29 protein-coding genes are annotated in these 21,818 nt (G+C 69.6%); 1 reads left to right on the top strand and 28 read right to left on the bottom strand.

What is annotated here, in order from left to right; translation table 11 throughout:
- Positions 1-6 precede the first annotated feature (6 nt).
- From AB0D59_RS01365 to AB0D59_RS01230, 28 genes are all read right to left on the bottom strand, one after another.
- Positions 7-1,161 carry a siphovirus ReqiPepy6 Gp37-like family protein gene (locus AB0D59_RS01365; protein ID WP_362559344.1) on the bottom strand — a complete coding sequence of 385 codons (1,155 nt, stop codon included), beginning with the start codon at positions 1,159-1,161 and terminating at the stop codon, positions 7-9.
- Positions 1,161-2,165, bottom strand: coding sequence for a phage tail protein (locus AB0D59_RS01360; protein WP_362559341.1), 1,005 nt, complete (start codon positions 2,163-2,165; stop codon positions 1,161-1,163). The genes AB0D59_RS01365 and AB0D59_RS01360 overlap by 1 nt, the downstream gene beginning before the upstream one ends.
- Positions 2,166-6,629: a hypothetical protein gene (locus AB0D59_RS01355; RefSeq protein ID WP_362559340.1), complete on the bottom strand. Its 4,464-nt coding sequence runs from the start codon at positions 6,627-6,629 to the stop codon at positions 2,166-2,168. It abuts the gene before it with no gap.
- A 15-nt stretch (positions 6,630-6,644) separates the two neighbouring features.
- Positions 6,645-7,028: a hypothetical protein gene (locus AB0D59_RS01350; protein WP_362559338.1), complete on the bottom strand. Its 384-nt coding sequence runs from the start codon at positions 7,026-7,028 to the stop codon at positions 6,645-6,647.
- A gap of 29 nt (positions 7,029-7,057) precedes the next feature.
- Positions 7,058-7,393, bottom strand: a complete 336-nt coding sequence (locus AB0D59_RS01345) for a hypothetical protein (RefSeq protein WP_362559336.1) — start codon at positions 7,391-7,393, stop codon at positions 7,058-7,060.
- Between the two features lie 94 nt (positions 7,394-7,487).
- Complete coding sequence (locus AB0D59_RS01340) at positions 7,488-8,054, bottom strand: hypothetical protein (protein WP_362559334.1); 567 nt, start codon at positions 8,052-8,054, stop codon at positions 7,488-7,490.
- 71 nt (positions 8,055-8,125) lie between these two features.
- Positions 8,126-8,554 carry a hypothetical protein gene (locus AB0D59_RS01335; protein WP_362559332.1) on the bottom strand — a complete coding sequence of 143 codons (429 nt, stop codon included), beginning with the start codon at positions 8,552-8,554 and terminating at the stop codon, positions 8,126-8,128.
- On the bottom strand, positions 8,551-8,778 hold the full coding sequence (locus tag AB0D59_RS01330; protein WP_362559329.1) for a hypothetical protein: 228 nt from the start codon (positions 8,776-8,778) through the stop codon (positions 8,551-8,553). The genes AB0D59_RS01335 and AB0D59_RS01330 overlap by 4 nt, the downstream gene beginning before the upstream one ends.
- Entirely contained in the window at positions 8,778-9,152 is a 375-nt protein-coding gene (locus AB0D59_RS01325) for a hypothetical protein (RefSeq protein ID WP_362559328.1), read from the bottom strand. Before AB0D59_RS01325 ends, AB0D59_RS01330 begins: the two co-directional genes overlap by 1 nt.
- Entirely contained in the window at positions 9,152-9,493 is a 342-nt protein-coding gene (locus tag AB0D59_RS01320) for a hypothetical protein (protein WP_362559326.1), read from the bottom strand. The genes AB0D59_RS01325 and AB0D59_RS01320 overlap by 1 nt, the downstream gene beginning before the upstream one ends.
- The gene (locus AB0D59_RS01315; protein WP_362559324.1) at positions 9,490-10,119 is read right to left on the bottom strand and encodes a hypothetical protein; all 630 of its coding nucleotides are present in this window, start codon (positions 10,117-10,119) and stop codon (positions 9,490-9,492) included. The genes AB0D59_RS01320 and AB0D59_RS01315 overlap by 4 nt, the downstream gene beginning before the upstream one ends.
- A gap of 15 nt (positions 10,120-10,134) precedes the next feature.
- On the bottom strand, positions 10,135-10,560 hold the full coding sequence (locus AB0D59_RS01310) for a hypothetical protein (RefSeq protein WP_362559323.1): 426 nt from the start codon (positions 10,558-10,560) through the stop codon (positions 10,135-10,137).
- A gap of 56 nt (positions 10,561-10,616) precedes the next feature.
- On the bottom strand, positions 10,617-11,933 hold the full coding sequence (locus AB0D59_RS01305) for a hypothetical protein (RefSeq protein ID WP_362559321.1): 1,317 nt from the start codon (positions 11,931-11,933) through the stop codon (positions 10,617-10,619).
- A gap of 4 nt (positions 11,934-11,937) precedes the next feature.
- Positions 11,938-12,126, bottom strand: coding sequence for a ribosomal-processing cysteine protease Prp (locus AB0D59_RS01300; protein WP_362559319.1), 189 nt, complete (start codon positions 12,124-12,126; stop codon positions 11,938-11,940).
- Complete coding sequence (locus AB0D59_RS01295) at positions 12,123-12,845, bottom strand: hypothetical protein (protein ID WP_362559317.1); 723 nt, start codon at positions 12,843-12,845, stop codon at positions 12,123-12,125. Before AB0D59_RS01295 ends, AB0D59_RS01300 begins: the two co-directional genes overlap by 4 nt.
- A 69-nt stretch (positions 12,846-12,914) precedes the next feature.
- Positions 12,915-13,931, bottom strand: a complete 1,017-nt coding sequence (locus AB0D59_RS01290; RefSeq protein WP_362559314.1) for a hypothetical protein — start codon at positions 13,929-13,931, stop codon at positions 12,915-12,917.
- Entirely contained in the window at positions 13,915-15,402 is a 1,488-nt protein-coding gene (locus tag AB0D59_RS01285) for a phage portal protein (RefSeq protein ID WP_362559312.1), read from the bottom strand. The genes AB0D59_RS01290 and AB0D59_RS01285 overlap by 17 nt, the downstream gene beginning before the upstream one ends.
- 16 nt (positions 15,403-15,418) lie before the next feature.
- The gene (locus tag AB0D59_RS01280) at positions 15,419-17,074 is read right to left on the bottom strand and encodes a terminase (protein WP_362559310.1); all 1,656 of its coding nucleotides are present in this window, start codon (positions 17,072-17,074) and stop codon (positions 15,419-15,421) included.
- A 3-nt stretch (positions 17,075-17,077) separates the two neighbouring features.
- Complete coding sequence (locus AB0D59_RS01275; RefSeq protein WP_362559308.1) at positions 17,078-17,692, bottom strand: hypothetical protein; 615 nt, start codon at positions 17,690-17,692, stop codon at positions 17,078-17,080.
- 365 nt (positions 17,693-18,057) lie between these two features.
- Positions 18,058-18,447, bottom strand: a complete 390-nt coding sequence (locus AB0D59_RS01270; protein WP_362559306.1) for a holin — start codon at positions 18,445-18,447, stop codon at positions 18,058-18,060.
- Between the two features lie 17 nt (positions 18,448-18,464).
- Positions 18,465-18,713, bottom strand: a complete 249-nt coding sequence (locus tag AB0D59_RS01265; RefSeq protein WP_362559303.1) for a hypothetical protein — start codon at positions 18,711-18,713, stop codon at positions 18,465-18,467.
- Complete coding sequence (locus AB0D59_RS01260; protein WP_362559300.1) at positions 18,710-19,105, bottom strand: hypothetical protein; 396 nt, start codon at positions 19,103-19,105, stop codon at positions 18,710-18,712. Before AB0D59_RS01260 ends, AB0D59_RS01265 begins: the two co-directional genes overlap by 4 nt.
- Positions 19,106-19,119: 14 nt before the next feature.
- Positions 19,120-19,359, bottom strand: coding sequence for a hypothetical protein (locus AB0D59_RS01255; RefSeq protein ID WP_362559297.1), 240 nt, complete (start codon positions 19,357-19,359; stop codon positions 19,120-19,122).
- Positions 19,359-19,535: a hypothetical protein gene (locus AB0D59_RS01250; RefSeq protein WP_362559295.1), complete on the bottom strand. Its 177-nt coding sequence runs from the start codon at positions 19,533-19,535 to the stop codon at positions 19,359-19,361. Before AB0D59_RS01250 ends, AB0D59_RS01255 begins: the two co-directional genes overlap by 1 nt.
- Positions 19,535-19,864: a hypothetical protein gene (locus tag AB0D59_RS01245; RefSeq protein WP_362559292.1), complete on the bottom strand. Its 330-nt coding sequence runs from the start codon at positions 19,862-19,864 to the stop codon at positions 19,535-19,537. Before AB0D59_RS01245 ends, AB0D59_RS01250 begins: the two co-directional genes overlap by 1 nt.
- A gap of 48 nt (positions 19,865-19,912) precedes the next feature.
- Positions 19,913-20,161, bottom strand: coding sequence for a MerR family transcriptional regulator (locus AB0D59_RS01240; protein WP_362559289.1), 249 nt, complete (start codon positions 20,159-20,161; stop codon positions 19,913-19,915).
- A gap of 157 nt (positions 20,162-20,318) precedes the next feature.
- Positions 20,319-20,495 carry a hypothetical protein gene (locus AB0D59_RS01235; RefSeq protein WP_362559287.1) on the bottom strand — a complete coding sequence of 59 codons (177 nt, stop codon included), beginning with the start codon at positions 20,493-20,495 and terminating at the stop codon, positions 20,319-20,321.
- Positions 20,496-20,614: 119 nt separating this feature from the next.
- Positions 20,615-20,977, bottom strand: a complete 363-nt coding sequence (locus AB0D59_RS01230; protein WP_362559285.1) for a hypothetical protein — start codon at positions 20,975-20,977, stop codon at positions 20,615-20,617.
- A 176-nt stretch (positions 20,978-21,153) separates the two neighbouring features.
- Between AB0D59_RS01230 and AB0D59_RS01225 the strand changes: the two genes are divergently transcribed.
- Complete coding sequence (locus tag AB0D59_RS01225; RefSeq protein WP_362559283.1) at positions 21,154-21,780, top strand: hypothetical protein; 627 nt, start codon at positions 21,154-21,156, stop codon at positions 21,778-21,780.
- The last annotated feature ends 38 nt before the right edge of the window (positions 21,781-21,818 follow it).

Genomic DNA, 21,818 nt, shown 5'->3' with positions numbered 1-21,818 from the left:
CGCTCCTTAGCGAGTTTCGAGCCGGCCGAGCCGGCGGTTGAGCGTGCGGACCAGGCGCACGATGCGGGGGTCGCTGGTGGCGTCCTGGGAGCCGATGACTGAGGACACCTGCTCGCCGTCGCCGGGGGTGGCCGTCAGGTGGATGGAGCGGACGACGTCGATCAGCTGCAGGCCGTGCGGGAGGGCGACGGCCACCTGGTCCCCGAGGCCGTAGTCCCTGCCGGCGCGCAGGTCCGGGGTGTCCACGGTGATCGTGGCGAGCTCCACCGGTGCGGCTCCGTCGTTGAGCTCGCTAGTGCCGGAGGCGGTGAGTTCGCCGCCGGTGTCGTTGGCGGCGCCGCCGTCGACGTACTTCTCCACCCGCCACCAGGTCGAGGCCGCCGTCGTGTTGGGGACTTCGACGTAGGTACGGACGGTGCTGCCGGTGGTCTCGGTCCCGGCCACCAGGGCGTGCGTGACGGTCGGTGCGGACTGCGAGTAGGCGACGGATCGGAGATTGCCGAGGCCCGTGGAGAATCGGGCGGTCGCGCTGCGGTCGGCGGGGGCGTAACAGCCGAACTTGATCTGGCTGCCGATCTGGCGTGTACGGAACCCGATGCCCCCGCCGGCGGACGCAACGGTCCTGCACACATCCAGCAGTGCCTCGAACCGGGTCGACACCGCGGTGTTGGTCCCGGCCGAGGCCACGCTGTCCAAGACGAAGTTCGGAATGCGGCGCGCGGCGATCGCCCCCGGCCCGCAGTTCTCATTGACCAGAGTGCGGATGATCGTCTCCGCGCCGGTGGCGGTGAACGACCTGTACGTACTTCCGTGCTGCCCGGCCCAGGTCAGCGCAGGCTCGGGCCAGGTGATGTTCCCGGCGACGGTGGCGAGGTCGTCGCTGAAGTTCACGTCGACCATGCCGACGCCGGGATCGTCCAGAGACCACCGGTAGTTGGTGGGCTCCTCCATCGGGCCGGCCGTCCAGATCGCACCGTCCCGGATGACGACCATGCGATGGCCGGGCACCAGCTGCGCCATGACCTCCGGATAGGCGGGCAGCGTCACGGTGCCAGCCGCGGGCGCGTTGAAGTTCGTGGTGACGTCCAGGCTGGTCCAGCCAGTAAGCGGGTCGCCCTGGACCGCCATGTTCTTGTCGGTGATGAGCAGCGTGATGGCCATCAGGCGGTCTCATAGCGGGGATTGAAAACGAGGTCGACGGCTGAGGCCGCACCCGAGCCGGACAGGGCAAAGCTGACCGGGTTGTCGCCGGACGCGAGCCCCCACAGGGAGGCCGTTGGCCAGTTCAGCCCTCCGATCCAGTTGTCGCCGTTCTGGAAGCGGACGCTGGGCGGATCGGTACTGATGGTGACCTGCTCGCCGGCCAGGAGGGTGCCGTGACCGATCGCCGACGCGCTCGGGTTGAGCGTGAAGCTTTCGCCGGTCCCGGTGTGGGTGAAGGTGACCAGACTGGCGGGGCCTGTGATCACCCAAGTCGGCCACACTGTGGTGTCGCTGGGATTGGTGACGACGGTGTTGCCGAGGACCTGGCTCGAGGACACCGACGGGAACGGCGTGAAGAACGACCCCAGCGATCCGGTCGCGCGGTGCACCACGACGGGTACGGGATCGGACCAATACGGGTCCTCGCACCACAGGGAGATCACTGCGCTGTCGGCGTCCCGGTAGTAGCCCTTCTTGCTCTGCCCCTCGAATCCGTCCTGGTAGAACACCTCGATCGTGCGGCGGGTACCGTCCGGGCGGGCGATCTCGAGCACGCCCGGCGTACGGCTGCCGTCCGCGTTCAGCCGCAGGGTGCGGGTGAACGCGGTGGCCAGCGCCCGCCAGCGCTGAATGAATTCTAGGTGGGTGGCGCCCTGCACGAACAGCGGCCACACGATCGTCCGTGGCTGCGCCTGGGCGTGCCGCAGCCGGGCTCCCCCGCGCGGCTGCGGGTCGCTGGTCAGGCCGTACGTCACTGCCCCCAGACCGGACACGCCATCGGCCAGCGTCCACCAACCGGAGTCCCGGTCGGTGAGCGGCCACACCGTCCCCGAGGGGTCGGTGTACTGGACGGTGGCGTATCCGATCTCCGGCAGCGGAACGATGGTGCCGCCGCCACCGCCCGGCGTACCAGGCTCGCCGGTATCCGGTGGGGCGACGTACGGGGCTGTGATCAGGGGCATCTACCGAGGCCTCCCCACTCGTGCCCGGGCCTCCTGGACGCGCTGTACGCGCTGCAGGTCGGCCACGGTGAAGTCGGCCGTGCGGGCGTTGATCTCGTACGTGACCGATCCACCGCCCTCGGTGGCCGCGACGCCGGCGTTGGCCGCGCCCTCGAAGGTGCGGAACTGCGACGGGGTGAAGACGGCCTCGGGGGTCCTGAGGCCGTTGTAGGCCCAGCCCGGTTCCATCCACCCGCCGCTGTCGTGCTTACCGGGCTGGAAGCCATACCAGTCGGTGAACAGCTTGTCCCGGTAGCCGCGGGCGCCCTTGCCGATGACCACGCCGTCGCCGCCGCGGCTCTCGATGTTGACTCCGCCGATGGTTCCGGCGGTGTGCCCAACGCCCTTGTTGGTCACGCCGATCCGGTAGGCGGAGTCGCCGTGCAGGACCCACCCGGGCGGCGCCATCTTCCCGTGGAAGGCCGCCGTCGCCCACCTGCGGTGCGGCTTCTCCCCCCGGATGACGGACTCGACAGCGGAGACCAATCCCGAACAGTCCCAGCTGGGGTTCCCGTTGCCGCCCCACTGGTACGGCAGCCCGTTCTGGGTGCGCGCCCACCGCAGGCCGGCTTGGATCCGCGGACCGCCCACGCCCCCCGCGCCCTTGGCGTCGGCCGTCTTGGAGTAGCCGGTCAAGGCGCCGATGATCCGGTCGGGAACCTTGCGGATGAGCTGCCCCAGCGACGTGTCCATGCCGGGGAAGTCCTTGAGCAACGGGTCGACCAGCTTCTTCACGCCCGCGCGGGCGGACGCCTCGAGCGTGTCAGTCAGCCAGCTCGCCGAGGCCTTCACGGCGTTCCAGGCCTTCGACCCGGCACCCAGGGCGGCCGACCCGGCGGACTTGATCCACCCGAAGATGCCGCCACCAGCGAACGCCTGGTGAGGATAGATCCCACCGTGCGCGTACTTGAGGGACCGGTCGACGGCGGTGGTGTGTGGGTTGCCGCCGAGGACGGGCGCGAGGGCCTTGCGGACGCCGGCCGCCCCGGAGGACCGGGCGATGGCGTTGAAGGAGTTCACGAAGGCGGCGCCGGCGCCGCGCGTGAACTCCGGCCGCATGATCGACTCGCCGCCGGAGAGGTCCAGCATTCCGCCGGTCGGGCTGACGAACCGGTGCACATCCTTGCCCGGGGTGTAGCCGGGCAGAATGCCGCCGGACGCGAAGCCCTTGGGGTGGAACTCGGGCAGCGGCGGGGAACCGAACGCCTTGGCGATCTTGTTCCAGAGCGCCACGATTCCTGCGTTGTACACCGTGTTGATCACGAAGGCGACCGGGGTCTTTGCGATCTGCTTGAGCTTGTCCCACTGGGTGCGGCTGGCGTCCACGGCAGCCTTGAACCCGTCGCCGATCAGATGGAGGGCCGACCCCAGGGCGTCGAAGACAGGTTTGATGCCCTTGTTGTAGCCGACCTTGATGATCGAGACGAGGTCGCCGATCACCGGTTTGACGATCTTGTCCCGGAGCCAGGTGAGCACGGTGCCCAGGGCGTTGATCCCGAGCCTGAACGCGAGCAGCGTCGGCCCGATGGTGAGGGCCCACGCGGTCTTGATCTGCCACTTGATGACGGCCCACACCGGCGTGATGACCTTGTCGGAGAGCCAGGAGAAGACGGGCCCGAGACGGACCGTCACCCAGCCGACGACTTCGGCGAACACGTTGATGAGCCCGGCCACCCAGCCGATCACCGTGGACAGTGCGCCCGCCAGTCCGCCGATCAGGAAGCTGGCCAGGGCGACGATGGGCGGCAGCAGATGGGACAGCACGCCGACGGCGAGCTGGACGACCAGCCCGACAAGCTGCCCGACGATCGGCAGCAGCGGGACCAGAGCCACCACCAGCTGCAGGCCTGCCTGCACCAGCTGAACCACTGCCGGCAGCAGCTGCACAAGCACACCGGCTGCCATCTGCACGACCATCCCGACGAGCTGCCCAATCAGCGGCAGCAGCGGCGAGACGGCCACGACCAGCGTCAGGAACGCGGCCGACAACGGCGGCAGGATCTGCGCCAGGGCACCGGCGAGGAGCCCGGCTACCTGGCCCAGGACCTGGGTGATGACACCGACGACCGGGATGAGCTGCGCGGCAAGCGTGCCGACCAACTGCCCGAGTAGCGGCAGCAGCAGGGATCCGGCCTTGGCGATCTCGCCGAATGCGCGGGCCACGATCGGCAGGACTGGGGCGAGCGCGCCGAACACCGTGTGTACCAGCTGCATGCCGACCGGGATCAGTGGCTGTACCGCGCTCATCAGCTGGGTCAGGGCCGCCGCGAATACGTTCGCGACCAGGCCCGCGACCTGGCCGAGGACGCCCGCGAACTGGCTGAACAGCGGAGCCGCCATCTGGAACACCGCGGCGATGACCGTACCGACCTGGGTGAGGGCGGGGGTGAGGGCCACGACCACCTGTGTCAGCGGGCCGACGAGGACGCCGACGACGCTGGTCAGGACGCTCACGATCGGCGTCAGTGCCGGCGCGAGTGCGGTGATCACAGAGGTGATCAGGGTTGCGATGGGCTGCAGCAGCGGCGTGACGGAGCTGACGAGCTGCACCAGTGCAACGCCGACGGTGACCAGGACCGGGCCGAGCGCCTGGACGACAGGCAGCAGTGCGGTGCCGAGCGTTCCGACGAGCTGTTGCAGTACCGGTCCCAGCACGGTCGCAAGCTGCGCGACGGGCTGGATGATCGCCGTGATCAGGGGCACGGCGGCCTGGACGACTGTGCCGATGGCCGGGACGATCGCGCTGACGATCTGAGCCACCGACGCGAACAGGCTGGTCAGTTGGGCCTGCATCGCGGGCGCGGCAAGAATCTGGTTGAGCTCGCCGAACACGGCGCCCATCACGCCGACGATCTGACCGCCGGCATCGCTGGCGGCCTTCACGATCGAGAGGACCGTGCCGAGGACGTTCCCGAGCAGGGTTCCGAACTGGCCGAGGATCGTGAACGCCGTGTTGATTGCGCTCGCGAGGCCGCCCGACTGGAACGCGCTGGCGATGCCGTCGGTGAACGAGGTGATGGCGCCTGCGAACTGGGTGAGCAGGTGGTTGAAGGCGGGCTGCGCGGCGAGGGTGAGCTGCCCGAACGCGGTAAGGATCTGCGCCGGGGTGTTCTCGAAGATCTTCAGGTTGTCGGTGGCGCCCTTGAGGATCTGATCGAGCGCGCCGCTCTTGGTCATCTCGGTGACGGCGCCGGCCGCGTTCTTGGCGATCGTGTTCCATACACCCGCGGTGGCCGTCAGCTGCCGCTGCAGGACGGGAATCGTGGTCCGGCCCAGCTGCGTGACCGTAGAGTCCAGCCCCTGGAACAGCTCGTTCTGGACGCCGAGCTTCATCGACGTCCAGGCCGGGCCGAGGCCTATCACCGCCGACACAAACGACCTGGCGTTGGGTGCCAGCTTCGACATGGCCTTGTCGAACGCGGAGGCCTGCGCGGCAGCAGCCGCCTGGGCATCCGCGACGGCGGCCGCGGCGTCCGCGACGGCCTGCTGCGCGTCGGCGATCTGCCGCTGCCCGTCGACGCGCGCCTGGTCGACACCGGCCTGGGCCTCGGCGAGCGCCCGCTCCTTGTCGGCGACGGTTTGGTTGGCGTCGCTGATCTTCTTCTTCGCTGCGAGGACCTGGTCGCTGCCGTCGACGCCGGCCTTGTTGGCCTTCGTGGTGTCCTCGGCGAGCCGCTTTGTCTCGATCTGCTGCTGCTGGAGGGCGAGCTTGGCTTTGTCGTAGCGGATCTGGAGTTCTTCGAGGTCCTTCGGGTTCGTGCCGGGCTTGGCCTGCGCTGCCTTGAGGTTGGCCTCGGCCTCCGCCAGGTCGAGGGTCGCTTGCTTTTCATCCAGCCGCGACTTGGCGAGCTGGATGTTCATGTCCTCGAGCGCGCGTGAGGCCTCCTCACGCGCGTCGTTGAGGTCTTTCTGCGCGTCACGTGCATCGCGCTGGGCAGCGGTCAGGTCTCGCTCGGCGTCCGCCACGGACTGCTGCGCGTCCTTGACTCGTTTCGCCGCCTCTACCTGTGCGTCCGCCAACGACCTCTGGGCGTTGGCGAGTCCCCGCTGCGCTGTCTCTACGGCTTTGGTCGCCGAGGCCGCGGCGTTGGCGTCCGCCGAACTGTCGGCGAACGCGGCCTTCATCGCGTCGCCGACACCCGACAGGCCGATTTTCAGCGCGCCGGCCGCGGCCCCAGCGGTGACCAGGGCAGGGGCGAGCGCGGACGCGCCCGCCGCCGTGGAGGCCAGATTCGCTCCGATGGCGACGCCCGCCAGGACACCGATGCCCTTGAGCCCGATACCGAACGCCTTGGCGAACGTGCTTCCTCCGCTGCGGCCAGCGCTGGATGCGCGGGCGTTGACGGAGCGGTCCCAGTCGCCGTCGAACTCGGGTCGGATGCTGACGTATCCGCGGCCGACGAGAACTCCACCGGTACCAGCCACGCCACCTACCTCCTGTCAGGGGTTGATGGCGCGGCCTCCGAAGATCCTCGCCAGCTGCTCGGCGCCGCTGCCATGGCGGCCGCCGAACCGGATCGCGGTGGGATTGCGCCGCTTGATGCCCGGCCGTGGGATCGGCTCAGGGGGGCGTAGCCGCTTTGTCTTCTTCGGGTCGCCGTGCAGCTTGACCATCGTGAAAGTGGTCTCGCGCTGCGCGTCGACGATGGACGCGAGGAGCTGCCGGTCAGGAGTCCAGAAGTCGTCCTCGGGCTTGGACTTGCGGACGGCCCGCGCGGTCGCCGAGTCCCACGGCAGATACCTGAGGAACACGCGCAGTTCCCGCCAGGACATCTCGCCGCGGTACAGCTCCAGCAGGGACCGGCCCGGCCAGTACCGGGCCATGTCCCACTCGACTGCCTCCCCGTGCTCCGCTACGAAGCGGCGGAGGCCGGCGATTCCCCCGGGGCCATCCCGGCCCGCTTCTGCCAGTCGAGCGCGATGACTTCGAGGTCGCCGAGCTGGTACCCGGCCGCGTACATCTCCTGGACCTTTTCCTTGCCGAGGACCTCTTCCAGCACGGCGAAGGTGTCGTTGAGGTTGCCGACCTTCTCCTGCAGCTGCCAGGGCAGCGCGCGCATGGGCGGCAGCGAGAAGGTCACGCCGAGCGCTTCGTAGGTTGTCGGGGCGGGAAGCGCGTCGCGCTTCTGCTGGATGAGCGCGTCCAGAGAGACGGTCTCGGTTCCCGGGTTCTTCTTGCTGGTGCTCACGGTGTTCTCCTGGCGGGTGGTGGCGGGTTGTGCCCCCTGGCAGGCGCGACCCGCATGCACGCCTGCCAGGGGAGTCAGAAGGGAGCCGGGCCGGTCAGGCGGCCAGGGCCCAGGCCGGGTCGTTGGACAGCCAGGTCGCGATCTCCGGCGCCGAGTTGGCGTACGCGGAGACGGTCATCTCGAGACCGACGGCGGCCGAGCGGCCGAGGTTGATGGTGCCGCGGTCGGTGATCTCACCGCGGGGGACGACCAGGCGGTTGATGATCTCGCCGTCGACCCACTCCAGGCCGAACGCGGCCTCCTGCGGGCCAGGCGCGGCCGGTATGTCCAGGCGGTACACGGTGCCCGGGGTCACCTCGCTGATCGTGGACCCCGGGAAGAACGCGGTGATGGTGCGCGCCTTCAGCTCGATGGCCGTGAACCCCAGGGTCATGTCCACCGAGGTCAGGATCCGACGTACCGGCGACAGGGACTGCCAGGCGTTGATGTCTTCGACGTCGGTGGCGTAGTCCATCGATACGCCGTCGTCGGACATGTAGCCGAGGTCGACCCACGCGGCGTCCCACGGCGTCGCGAGGTCCACCGGTGCGGTGGTGCCCTTGGGGGCCATGAGGATCTTGCCGCCGAGTGCGGCCCTTACGTTGTCTGCATCGAGCGTCACGGGATGCCTCCAAGGCATGCGAGGGACCCGCGCGGCCGGTGGCCGACGGGCACAAGGAATGGGGCTGCGGGTTACACGGCGCGCTGGCCGCGCAGACGCATCTGCATCACCAGCACGTACCGGGGAATCGGAGTGGTCTCGGCGTCGGGCTGATAAGGCAGCCACACCAGCGAGATGTCCGCGACGGAGTAGATCTGAGCGCCGGCGACAGTGGTGCCCTCCGCCGCCCGCAGGTGTCCGCGGGCCAGCTGGGCGAGGTCGTGCGCCTGGCCCTTGTCGGCGGCCAGGACGTCGATGTCGAGGGTGACGTCCTCGGTGACGAACCGCTGGACTGTGGCGCCGCCGCCGCGGGTCACGGACACGACGCCCGTCGTCACCTCGGTGGCCAGGTCCTCCGGCCACTCGGTGCCGACGGTGATGCCAGCCTCCAGCGCGGCTCGCAGCACGGTGACCGCGACGAGCTCGGCATCCGGGAAGACAACGACGGGCAGCGAGCTCACCGCTTGCGGGTCCTCGGCGCAGGGGCGTCCGGTGCCGCCTCGTGGGAGGGCTCGGGCTTGGCGGCCTGGTCCTGCTGCTCGGCCGGGCTCGGTTCGGTCGCAGGTTCGGGTGCCTCGGCGACACGGCCGTCGCGGCGCAGGTGGGCCAGCTCTTCGTCGCTGATCTCGATCTCGGTTCCGGGCGCCTGCCCACCATGCCAGTGGGCGAGTGTCACACGGGGCATCAGGTGCTCCTCAGAGTTTCCAGGGCACGCCCGAGCGTGCGGGTCTTGGGCGACCATCCCGACTGTGGCCGCTCCTGGGTTGTGGCCGGGCGCCCGCTGCCGAACTCCACCTGCAGCGTCCAGGGAGCAGCCGCGCCGAACTCGGCCCGCCAGCCACTCGGGCGCAGCGTCGCGGCGGAGTACACGCTGGCCGCGTACTCGCCGTGCCGCTGCACCGCTGGGTCGTACGTGGGGCCGGCGTAGTGCGGCGCAGTCGCCCGAGTGATGCCCGCGCCTCGGTCCGCGACGTCCTTGAGCGCGTCCCGCATCTCGGGCTGGCGGGCGAGCTCGGTGAACATGCGTGGGTTGGGCACGAAGCGGAAGGTGCCGGCCATCAGGTGACCTCCTTCAGCTGCGCCTCGATGTGACGGACGCCGGCCGGGACGGGCCAGCGGCCGACCTTGCCGGTGACCTCGAGGGTCATGCCGTCGACCTCGAGCCGGTCGGTTGCCCGGAGGTCGGGCATGGTGCCGGGCGCGGAGACGAGCAGGTAGCGGCTGACGGCGATCTGCTTGTCGTCGGTGTCCTCGCTGCTCCCCCCGGCTGGCTGCACGTTGATCTGGTCGATCGGGATCCGGTCGGCCGTATCGCCGTAGTCCGGCTTCTTGTTGCCGTACCGGTCGGTGCTGGCGGCCGGCCGGACGATGACGCCGGACTGCTCGTACAGGGCGCTCACGACTGCGTCACCGACCAGGACGTCGCACGCTTGTAGGCCTTCAGCAGCTCTACGTGGTCGGCGGTCAGGGACCCGGTTCCGAAGGTCTCCACCGTGTGCGTCACGGAGGTGGCGCCGGCGGACTCCGACCGCAGCCGGTTGGGGTTGGCAACGGTCGCGGACGCCAGGTCCAGACAGATCCCCACCAGGTCGTCAGGGATCTCCACGAACCCGTGCGAGTAGATGACCCGGACCCGGTCTGCCCAGACCCCGATGCGCTGGCGGTGGGGCCAGCCCATCAGCCGGGAGGTGGGCCACGTCTCGCCACGGTGCAGCTCGGACCCCTTGCGGACGAAGTCCCGGCCTTCCGCCGCGGGGATCTCCAGGCCGAGGCCGTCGACGATCTCCACCACGGTCAGCGGGTTGGCGTTGTCGACGACCAGCGGCCGCTCCGGCAGCGTCAGCACGCGCTGGCCGCCGGTGAGGATGACGGTGTCTGCGGCGACGAAGGTGAGGACCTGTTTCGTGTAGTTGCGGATCGCGCCGGAGGCGAGCCGGAGCGCCATCTGCGCCTCGGCGTCCGAGGACGGCCTCTGCCCCGGGTACGCCATCAGATCCTCGACCGTCGCGAGATAGGGCAGAGGCACAGTGCCCCCTCTCTGCTACGCGCCGGCGGCCGCCGTCTTCTCGAGCTGGGTGACGAGCGTGGACCGCGGTTCCGGCTTGGCCTGCTCGAGCTCCAGGGCCTGGGCGGCCCGGGCCGGGTCGGTGCCGACCCACGCGAGGACGACCTTGACCGACGCGTCGATGTCCAGCTGGTTCGTCTGGGGTGGATCCGGGACGTTGGGGTCGCCGGTGCCCGGAGGCGGGGGCGGTGGCAGGTTGGGCTCCTGCTCCTGGCCGTCATCGGTGACGTTAAGGCCGAGTTCCTCGGCGAGGGCTTGGGCGTCCTCGTCGTCCGGGCGGACGGCGGCCCTCGTGTTGAGGAGGAACACGGCCACGTCGGAGTCGATGGGCTCGCCCTCGGCCACGTTGATGGGGACGTGGTTGTAGAAGAACGTGAATGCCTCGTTGGCGACGACGCGCACCCGAGACCTCCCTTCTGTCGGCTGGCCGGGGCGCGCGGCCCCGGCCGGGCAGACGGTCAGTTTTCGCTGTGCTCCAGCACGACGGCCCGCTTGTACAGGGCCGGGTCGCCGCTGGCGGACAGGGAGTCGGACGGGGCGGCGTAGTCGCCGGTCCAGGCCCACGAGGTGGACACGACCTGCATCAGGCGGTCCTGCGGCGGGCGGATGATCCGTGCGACCTGCACGCCGGGGGCCACGTCGATCATGGTGATCTCGCCGACGTCACCGACGCCGGTCTCCTGCAGGAGCGCGCCCTGGTCCTCGAACGGTGCGGCGACCAGGCAGCCGGCGCCCACGACGATCGGCCGGTGCACGTTGACGCTCAGGCCGTCCGTGCCGGAGGCGAGCGTCGGTGTCTCCAGGTTCCTGACCCAGTCGAGGCCGCCGAAGGTGCCCAGCGACAGGGTGCGGTAGACGTCGGAGTCGCCGCGGCCCTGGTAGAGCTGCTTGAACTCGGAGTCGGCGAACAGCTGGCCTTCCGTGTCGGCGTCGATGTGGGCGACGTAGTTGCCGTTGACGGTCGGCACGCTCATCTTCCGCAGCCGGGTGACTGCGGCGCGGAACATCGCGAAGGTGGCGAGGTTGCCGGCAGCCAGGTTGTAGGCCGTGGCCTGGGTGCCCGGTCGGACAGTGATCGGCGCGTTGGCCGCCACCACGGAGTCACCGATCACGTCGGCGCGCGCGGTGCCGAGCGTCAGGGTCTTGGTGCCCAGGTTGACGCCGGTGACGGTGTTGGCGACGCCGCCGATGGTGACGTTGAGCGGGTTGGCGGCGGACACGTCGGTCGGCACGCCGTTGACGAGGACCCTGGTGAACCCGGCGACCGAGTTCACGACGATCGACGTGTCGGAGGTGCCGGTGGTGGTGCACCAGGTGCGGCCGCCGGCGTAGCCCGCGTACAGCTTGTCCCGCGCGAGCCGGTTCAGGGACTGGCCCGCGTGGGTGCCCAGGTTCTGGACGTCGGCCATGTACTTCGACGCCAGCGTCATCTTGGACTGGAGCATGTTGGTGTCGGTGGACTTGCCGTACTGGTCCATCGTGACGGTCCACTGCTCGAGGCCGTACGACCCGACCGACGGGTCGGAGCCGGTGATCGGAGTGGTGTCCGGGGCGATCAGGCCCTTACGGGTCATGATCTTGGTGTCGCCGAGTCCGCCCTGCCACGGCTCCGGGTCGGCGATGGCCGGGAAGATGAACTCCGGCGTGAGCGCGTTCTGGAACACACGGTCCAGGAGACCGTTCTGCATCGCCGCGCGAATGGCGGCCGGGAGCGTCGACCGCACGTCGTGACGGTCGAGCCTGAACCACGGCCGGGAAGCCGTCTGTACGGTCATGTGTCTACTCCTGTGTGATCTCTACGGACACGAGGTCCGGGTACTGCTGGGCGTACTGCTCCAGGCCCAGCAGGGCGGTTTGGGTGATTGCCGTGATGGCTGCGCAGACCCGTCCGTCTTCGACGTGACCCTCGTGGCCGTCGACCTCGATGCAGGTCCGGCCGTCGCCCAACCGGGCGCGGACGTGGATCACGAGCGGGGACGGAACCCCGGCGCGAACTTGGCGAGCTCGGCCTTGAACTCCTCGTCGCTCGCCTTGCGGAAGTCCGTGGCCGGGGGCGTCGGACGTGGACCCTGTCCGGGGTCCGCCTTCGGCGGGGTCCGGCCGGGTTCGGGCTGAGGGTCGGACGGTGCTGCCGCGGACTTGCGCAGGTGTGGCTTGCGCGCCAGGAGGTCGGCGAGGTCGGTACGGATCTGCTCCGTGTCGATGTCACCGTTGTCGTCGGTGTACGCCGACAGGTCCAGGAACGCGATCGCGTCGTCGGAGTCCGCGAAGTCGGCGGCAGCCACACGGACTTCGGCGGTGACCGCACGCTTCGTCGCGGCCTCGGCCCGGGCCGTGGCCCGCTCGGCCTCGCCCTGGACCCTCTCCAGATCGCTCTTCTGCGCGTCCTCGTACTCCCGAACCTTGCGCTCGGCAGCGTCGGCGCGCTTCTTCTCGTCTGCGGCAGCCTTCTTGGCCGCGTTCCGCTCGTTCTTCATGGCGTCGAGCGCCCGCTTGCCGGCATCGCCGAGCTGCCCGGCGCCCTCCGGATCGGCGGGGTCGGGGTCGGCCGGGTCCGGATCGGCCGGCGGGTTGGCCGGGTCCGGGTCCGTCGGGGGGTCCGTCGGGTCGGGGTCGTCGTGCCGGGTCAGCTGGAACCAGTCCGCGCCGTGGGCGGCGGACAGGCAGCGGGTACGGATGATGTGCATGGTGAGGTGTCTCCCGTTGCGGGATCGGTGACCATGGCGTTGCGCCTGGTCAGGCGGGTGAAGTGGCTACTACGCGAGGTAGCCGTAGCGGCTTAGGAGCCGCAGTTCCTCGTCGCGGTTGCCATCCGCGACTCGGAAGATCTCTTCGGGCATGAGCCTCGGGCTCGTTGCCGTGCGGGCGTACCGCGTCGACGTCGCCGTGCCGTAGCGCTGGCCGGCGAACCGGTCGAACTGGTCGCCTGCCCGGGCGCGGCTGCGGCCGTACATGCCTCGGCGGGTGGTGCCTTCGCTGGTGATCTGCAGCTCGCGTCCGTGGACGTGCGCGGTGCTCATGCCGCGGCGGGCGTTGACGACCTGGCCGACGTCGGCGCCGGCCGCAAGGGCCCGCGCCCCGTCCGCGGTGAACACCCGCCGCCGCTGGTCTGGTGTCATCCGGTCGACCAGCTCGGTAGGGGTGGGGATGTCCGGCCACTCGTCCTCGTGCAGGGGCAGGGTCTGGCAGTCACAGTTCGGATGCCGCAGGAACCCCTCGGAGTGGCGGTACATCTGGCCGGACAGGACGATGCACCGCGAGCAGGCGGGCAGCTGCACGACGCGGACGTACGCCACACAGGACCGGTTCGCAGCCATGCCGACTTGGTCCGCCGAGCGCGCGCTGTCGGCGATCGCCGTGGACGCGTACATCGCCATGTCTGCGAGGCCGCCGAGCATGGCCTCCTCCGGGCTGAGTCCTGCGGCCAGGCGCCGTCGTACGCCGATGGCGGGTAGGAACAGCAGCGACTCGAGGGGGCCGCCGCCGGGGGCGATCCCGGTGAACGCCGCGGCAACTACGGCCGCCTCCGCTGCGGCACTGCCGCCCTGCGCAGCCATCTGTGCCGCGATGTACGCCTGCGCGGCGTCGGCCACCGTGAACTGCCCAGCCACGACGGCCGAGGCGATTCTCGCGCCGGCCTCGCCAAAGAGGTCGTCTTCGACCGTCTGCGCGGACATGCCCTGCCACAGGGCCTGGATCTGCACGACGATCGCGCGGATGGTCGACGTGACCTGCTCGTACCGAGTGCGGGCGAGTTCAGGCGGCGTTGCCACTGGCTGGCTCCACAGGCACCGGCTCCGGCGCAGGGTCCGGCTCCGGGGCGGCCGGTGGGGGCTTCGCGCCGAACAGTGGAGTCACGTCCCCGCTGGCGATCCGGGTCATAGCGGCGTTCGCGGCCTGCTCGTCCAGTTCTTCCATCCGCGCGATCTCGGCCTGCGTGAAACCGAGCCGTTCCCGGGTCGGCCGCAGCGGAACGATCTTCGCCGTGAACAGCTTGACCGCAGCGTCGGCGGACTGCGCCACAGTCGGAGTGGACGCGTCGCGCCAGACCGTCTCCAGCGACCGCGCATCGTCGGACCACTCGCCGTCCCGTACCCGCAGCACCTTGCGCATGACCCGCTCCCAGGTACCGCCCCACGCGCGCTGTTTCCGCTCGGCGCGCTTGACGAGCCGTGTCTCACTGGACCGGATCGCGTCCGCGCTCGCCGGGTTGGCGGTGCTCTGCCCGAAGAAACTCGGCGGCAGGCCCGCCAGGCTCGCGACGAGCTGCGCCAGCTGGTTGAGGGTGGCGTGGAAGTTCGCGAGGTTGGCCTCGGGGAACTGGATGACGTCCGCGCCGTCTTCCTTCCGCGACTTGGCCGTGGCCCAGATCCGGCCGGCGATCCGCGACCACACCGACAGCCGTCGTCCGTCCGCGTCGACAAAATCTTCCTCGCCGAATCCGAAGGCCACACGCCTGGGCATGGCGTGGAACTCGGCAGAGATCATCATGTCGGTGGCGATCTTGCAGGCGGCGTCGCTCAGCGGGATGACGTCGGCGAGCTCGCTGACGCCGTTGCGTCCCTTCAGCCGCGGCCGGTTCGCGAGGATCTCCACGGGGAGCTCGCCCATGTCATGGTCATCGCGCGGGTAGTCCGGATCCTCAGCCCACTCGCCGTCCCGCTTGACCCACCAGATGGTGGAGTTGGGCAGGTACAGCGTGGCGTGGTCGACCTTGTCCTCGCCGTCGCCCACGCACCACCGCTTCACCGCGGCGATCAGCTGGCGGGTGCGCGGGTCCTCCTCGGCGAACATGTCCAGGGCGGATTCGACCGTGACGATCGGCGTCGTCGCGTCGTCGTCGTTCGTCCCGACCACCACGTACGCGCGGCGCATCGCGAGCGCGTCCAGGTGGCCCATCTGGCTTTGCTCGTCGAGGTCGTTGGCCTGCCAGATCCGCCAGAGCTCCTTATCCGCCTCGGCCTTACCCGGGTAGCGGAACCCTTCGACGTCCAGCCTTTCTTCGATGCTGTCGACCACCAGGCGCGGCCAGTTGATGACGACCTGGCGGACGTTCTCGTCCAGTTCCCGCTGCAGCTCGGGATGCATGTACGACAGGGGCTGCGTGCCCTCGTAGTACGCATTGAGTTCCTCGAGCTCCTTGAGCTGCCCCTCGTGGCACTTGATCAGGTGCTTCAGCCAGTCCAGTTCGGTCCGCCCCTGCACCAGGCCGTCGGTAGCCGGGGCTTCCGCGAGCAGGCCCATGGGTCACCTCCTCGCGTCACCGCAGAACGATCATTCGGTTGTTCTTCTTCTTCGGCTTGACGCCGGCCGCGATCGCGTCACGGCGCGCCTCCCACGACAAGCAGCCGGCCATCGCGCCGTCCATGGACAGCGGCGACTGATGGCGCTCCTTCTCGATCACCCACAGCGGCTTGCCCTGGTCGTCGAGCATTTTCAGCATCCGCTTACGGGCGTTGGCGATGTGGCGGGCGTAGACCGCGTCACCGGAGTGCGTCAGCTCGCCCGTCTTCATCGCTCCCTGGTAGGCACGCAGGCTGTAGGCCATCCGCTTGTGCTGGTTGGTCCACCACTTCGTGATCCGCTTCTCGCCCCACCGGCCCTGCCACGTGGTGACCAGGCCTTCCCAGTACGGCGGGTCCACGTAGCCGCGCACGACGTCCCACGTGTCGAAGGCCTCGACCAGGACCGCGTCGACCTCATCGGCCGGGCACTCCCACAGGGTGTCCTCGTCGTCGCTCTCGTTGGCGCCGGGCGGGCACTCCCAGATCCCGAGCGGCCACTGGAAGCCGGTCTCCAGGTGGGTGGCAATGAGCGCCGTGGCGTCCCGGAATTGCGCGCCGTCGAAGCCGACCGTGATGCGGTCGCCCTTCTCCGGCAGCTCCTGGCGCCGGGCCAGTTCCGCCCACCGCTCTACCGAGAAAGCCTGCCTGCCGGCCTGCACTCGCCGGTTGAGCCAGACCCTCTCCCAGTAGGCGCGGTCGGTGTCCGGCGCGTTGTACAGGGAGACGATCGCGTCGACCTGGCCCTCGAAGTCCGGCCAGGCCGCGATGGACGGCCCGGACGCCTCCCGTACGGCGGCCCGGATCGTCTTGTCGTCCGACAGATCCTCGTCCGGCCGCGGGGTTGCCTCGCGGTGGAAGAAGAACAGCGTTCGGTCCTTCGACTTGCCCGACGCCACCAGCTCAGCAAACTCGTGGGTGCCCTGCGCCACCGACCCTTCGCCCGGGGTGTAGGTGGTCGTGGTCTCCAACGTCCACGGATCGAACAACATGATCTTCGGGATGTTCGCCAGCATCGTCTGATGCGCCGAGCGATGCCGAGGCAGAACGAACCTGTGGGTCTCGTCGAAGTGCTGGAAGGTCGTACGGGCGCCGTCGCGCGCGTCTGGCGAGGACGCGAGCGCGACCGCACGGCCGAGGCCGTCCCACCGCATGATGCGGTCCAGGCCCGGGTCGAACTGGTCCGCGTCCGGGCCCTCCGTGACCATCGCGTACAGCGCCGCGTACGCGAGCTCCTCGGTCTGCTCCTCGGTGTACGCGACCATCGGGATGTACGGGTCCGACACCGGCACACCGACCGGCTCGCCGTCCGCGTCGAACCCGTCGCACCTGACGGGACCCTCGGGGTGCAGCTCGGCGAACGCCACCGCGGCGGCGAGCTCCGTCTTGGCCGTGCCCTTGCGCACCGACAGGCCGACGCGCTTGAACCGGCGCTTCCCCGCGCGCGGGTGCCCTTGCGGATAGACCTCGTACCAGCGGTAGATCAGCGCCCGCTTCTCCGGGTCCAGCACGTACGGCCGGCCGCGCAGAGCGCCCGGACCGTGGATGGTCCGCTCCTCGAGCAGATCACAGACCTGAGGTCCCAGCGTCGGCCATGGCTCGTCGTCCGGCTTGGGCACCATCAGGACGCCCACGGCCTACTCCACCACGTGCAGCGTGGCTCGCGGGTCGTCCGGCCGCTGTCGACGAGTACCGGCCGCCGTCCGCCGACCGCGAGGAGTGGCCGTGCCCTCGTCGGCGTCGGCGATCTTCCAGCGCAGCCGCAGCATCGACAGAGGCGTCAGCCCCAGCCGGTCGCCGAGCTGCCTGGCCTCTTTGGCCGCGTCCAGGTCGCCGGCCTCCGCACGGCTCTTCCACCGCACGTACTGCGCGACCTCACGTGTCCACCGCAGCTGGTCCCACATCACCGCCTGCGGCGTCTTCCACAGATCACGCCACAGCTCACCCTCGATCTGCTGCTGTGCTTCCAGCTGCTTGGTGAGGATCAGCGCGGCCTCGCGCGCCGCGTCGGCCTTCTTCTCAGCGGCGACCTTGGCCCGGCCCTTGAGGTCCGGTTCGAGGAGAGCCAGCTCGAGCTCGTCGGCCTTGCGCAGCGCGCTGTCCCGGCGAGCAGTGAGGACGACGTCGTCTGGCAGAGGCCACTTCGGCGGTCGGCCCTTGCGGCCCTCGGGCGGCAGGGGCGTCATGGCGACGGTGGCGTTGCGCCGGCGTCGCGCTCCTTCCGGCTTCGGGGCCGGTCCCATTCCACCCATGTGAGGTGTCCTTCCTGAGCCGTTGCGGCACGGAAGAGGCCCCAGCGTTGCGCCGTGGCCGGCGGTCACTCGGGTCGGTTGACGCGTCGAACGGGGATCCCCAGACCCGTACAGATCTCCGTTGCCCTCCCCCGCGGTCTCCTGCGGGCGCGCCCGCGCGGGTGCGCCCCCACCCCCAAGGCGGGCGCGCGTGAGCCAGGAAGCAGACGACCGCGGCGGTGCGCCGTGATCAGCCAAGCCGCGAACAGCGCCGCGAAGTGGACGAGTTGAGCCAGCGACGTGATCAGCTGCTCGGTTGCCGAGAGCCGATCGGCTGCCGCCGTGTCATCGCCGGTCTCCGTGGCGTGCGGCGACCTGCTGCTGGCCTACGCCTGGCCGGCGGCCCAGCCACCAGGCTGGTGGCGTGCCGTCTCTCTGCTGTGGCACGGGCCGCACAGGCCTCGGCCGTGGCGCGGGTCGTCGGGATCCTCGCCGGCGGCCGCCAGCTCGCGGCGGTCGCGTGGGTAGTGGTCGGCGTGCCGACTGGTCTTGCCGCATGGGCCGTCGTGGCCATGGTCCTCGGCGGTGCACACGCACTCCGGGTCACGGGCAAGGACGGCGGCGCGGAAGGTGCTGCGGTGGCGGGCACCGTAGCCGCGTGCGGTGCTGCTGCCGCGACGCTGCTCGGCCTGAGCCCTGCAGTCGGCGCAGCGTCCGCCTCGGGTGTACTCCGGGCAGCCTGGTGTGGTGCAGACCGTGAGCGTGCGGCGTGGCATGCGCTTGCCTCCCTCCGCTATAGGGGTGGGGTGGTGCTGCTCACGAGGGACTGGACGGTGCGAAATCCGGCGGGGTGGGTGTCCTTCGAACCGACCAGACCGGTGCCGAGGACCGCGGGAACAGGCGTGCACAGACCGCTGACGCAGACGCTCTCGTGTTCGGCGTGGAGGTGGGAGTGCTTGCCCTGCTGTGCCAGGAGCTGGGCGGCCTCGCGTGCGGAGCGGGGCGCCATGTGGCCGCCGTACACGAAGGGGACGCCGTTCACACCGACCGTCCCGGGGTGGCGCGCTGCGCGGCGAGGCGGAGCTGCTCGTCGACCTGGCCGCGGACGAACTCGGTGAGGCGTTGCTGCGTGCTCTGGAGTTCGGAGGCGACCTGGGCGCGGAACTCGGTGAAGTCGGGCAAGACCTGGAAGGTGACGGGGTAGGTCTGCTCGCCGGCCACGACCTGGTTCGCCGGGAGCTCCATGGTGTCCTCGAAGCAGAGGATCGCGCGGGCTCCCGTGCGGGCCACGAGTTCGTCGTTGGCGAGGTCCGCGCGGAGGGCGTCGAAGGCGGCGCCATCGTACGGGGCCTCGTCGATGATGAGGAGGTACGGCGTGGTCATGTCGTCGCCGTGGTGCTCGGCCGGGAGTTCGAGGATCTGAAGGCGGGGCATGCGGGTCGTCCCTCTCAGGTGTCGTCGGTGGATGCCTCGGTGTAGCCGCTGTTCTCGATGGCCTGGGCGGCGGTGATCATGCCGAGGCGGGTGATCCAGTCGAGGCCCTCGGAGCGGGCGCTGGCGAGGCTGACGGTCCCGTCTGCCTTGACGACCTTGAGGATCACGAACGCGTCGGTGGGGAGGTCGCCCTCGTCCAGGTCAGCCTGTACGCCGAGGGCGTCGATGAGCTGGCCGATCTTCTGCTCGGCCATCAGCGGAGCGCCGTTTCGGTGTGGGCGCGCGTGAGGTGCTGCTCGACCGTGCTGCGGTCGACGGCCAGGACCAGTTCGCCGGGGCCCGGCTTGGCGTCCTTGTCCAGGCGCAGGGTTAGGGCGATCGTCTCGTGGCAGCCGGGGCAGGTGACCGTGGTCTTGGCGAGTGCGGCCATCAGATGCCGTAGGCGGTGAGCTTGAGTTCGGCGTTGTCGACGTCGACCTGGAGCTGGCTGCCGTAGTCGCCGGTGGGGAACGGGCCGAACCAGCGGGTGGCCGAGGTGGGGATGCTGACGGCGCGGGGGGTGACGGCCTGGCCGTCGACCAGGCCGGGGAAGCGGAAGGTGATCGTGCGGGCGACGGTGCTGCCGCTGTTGCGGACCTGCAGGACCATCTTCCCGTTGTTCAGGATCACGTGGTTGTTCGTCGGGTCGCCGTTGGCCTCGGTGCCGGCGGCGACCCCGGCCCGGGTGATCTGGGTGACGGACAGAGCGGTGCGCGCCATGGCGCCCTCCTGGGTGTGTGGGGTGACGCCATGCGCGTCTGGGACGGGTCAGCGAGCGATGCGGCGTACGACGGCCGTGTTCTGGCGGGCGCGGCGTTCGGCGGCGGCGATCTGCTGGTGGCTGTAGATGCGGCGGCCGCGCTCGTCTACGGCAGCGGTCGCGCGGTTGAGGTGGCCTCGGCGTTCCCAGCTGTAGATCGTCTGGGGGTCGCGGCCGGTGAACAGGGCGGCCTCGCGGACCGTGAACCACAGGTTCCCGTCGGCGTCTTCGCGGCCGGCCTCGCTGGTGCGGGGCATGCGATCACCCCCTGACATGCGAAAACCCCCGCGTAGGCGGGGGTTCGTGTGGCACGTGGGCACAAGTGTGCCGCTGGCACCGGATTATGCAGTGCTGATCGTCAACGTGTCCAGCACAGTGATCGCCGTGTTGAGGAGCGGGTGCCGGAGACGGTGGTCAGTGCGGCTGCCCGGGATGCGGCGGGTAGCCGTTCGGCACGCGGGTGACGGTGAGGCGGCGCCTGCGAGCGGCCAGAAAGACCGGGGTCCACAGACCCACCGTGAAGACCATCATCGTCCAGTGGAACGCGATGGTGATCCATCCCATCTTCTGTCTGGTTTTGATCTTCGGCATATCTGGCCCCCCCTTGTAGTGGTGTGCGGTCTGGCATGTTCGCACGTTCCGTAAGGGTTTGGTGAGGATTCGGGGAATCTTCAGAAGGCGGTGCAGCACGACGAAGGGCTGGCGGCGCATCAATCTGCGGCGCGCAGGACAAGGGTGATCGGCGTAGCCGTGGTGACCTTCACGCCGGTGGCCGGCTTGCTCGCAGTCACGGTCCATGACTGCGTCTGGTCGGCCGAGTCGTTCATCACGTCGTGTCCGTCAGGGGCAATGGCCTTGACGTTGTCGAAGCACTGCAGGTCTTTGTCGAGGGGGTCGAAGTGCTTGCCGCGTACGTCTGGCATCGGCTGGGGCCAGTGCTCGGCGCGGCAGCGAGCGGTCACGCTGTCGGAGGCGTACGAGGGCGTGGGCTTGCTGCTGGGGTTGCTGCTCGCGCAGGCGGTGAGTGCGGCGGCCGCGATGGTGACGGCGGCGATGGTGGAGCGGATACGCATGGTCCCCCCTGGGCCAATGTCCTGAGGGGGCATCATCGCGGGCGCCTGGAGTGCTGTGGGGTGGTTGTGGCAGTTCCGTGACCGTTCGCCCTGCGTGATGGGCGTCAGGGCCGTCGTGACGGGTGAGAGGAGGAACCAGGGAGGCACGGCGGGGCGTCTGCCAGACGGAGCCGAGCATGAGGTGGGAGGTGGCTGTGGGGCCATTGCAGTGGGGCGACGTGCCAACTGCGCTGGGAACGTGCTTCGCGGGTGGCGCGGCCTGGTTCGCCTACCAGACGATCAAAAGCCAGCGACAACAGATCAACGAGCAGCGCGAGTTCATCGCCGAGCAGACGCGGTTCATGGCTGAGCAGCAGCAGAACCTTGTCTTGGAGCGCGCGGAACTTCAGGACCAGGCTGAGGAGCGAAGGATCTCCCAGGCTCGCGACGTCGCAATGATCTCCGAGGCCCGTGGTAGTACAACCATCGACGAGTACGGGGACGCCGATGGGTACGACTCCTGGCTTGCGACGGTGCTCAACCGCAGCCGCGATCCGATCCATGACGTAGTGGTTCGCTTCGGGGATGCATACAACGCCGACTCGGTGACGGATCTCAAGGCACGGCACCCAGACTCCGGATCTCGTCCCGTGCCGGCACCGCTCATACCGGGTGGAGGAGAATTCGCCTTCTTTTCTCCTCGCTGGTCGGAGGGAACAGTGAGGAGGAACCGTCCCGTTCTGTTCTTCACAGACGACAACGGCGCCCGTTGGCGTCTTGACTCGTACGGGAAGCTGGAAGAGGTGCTAGCCGACGGAGCGTAGTGACGGCTGGCAGGCCTGTGACCGTCGCAGGAGTGGCA

Origin of the sequence: Streptomyces sp. NPDC048417 (assembly GCF_040651615.1) — a bacterium.
In the GTDB taxonomy this organism is placed as follows: domain Bacteria; phylum Actinomycetota; class Actinomycetes; order Streptomycetales; family Streptomycetaceae; genus Streptomyces.
This window is presented reverse-complemented; position numbering and strand designations above follow the sequence as displayed.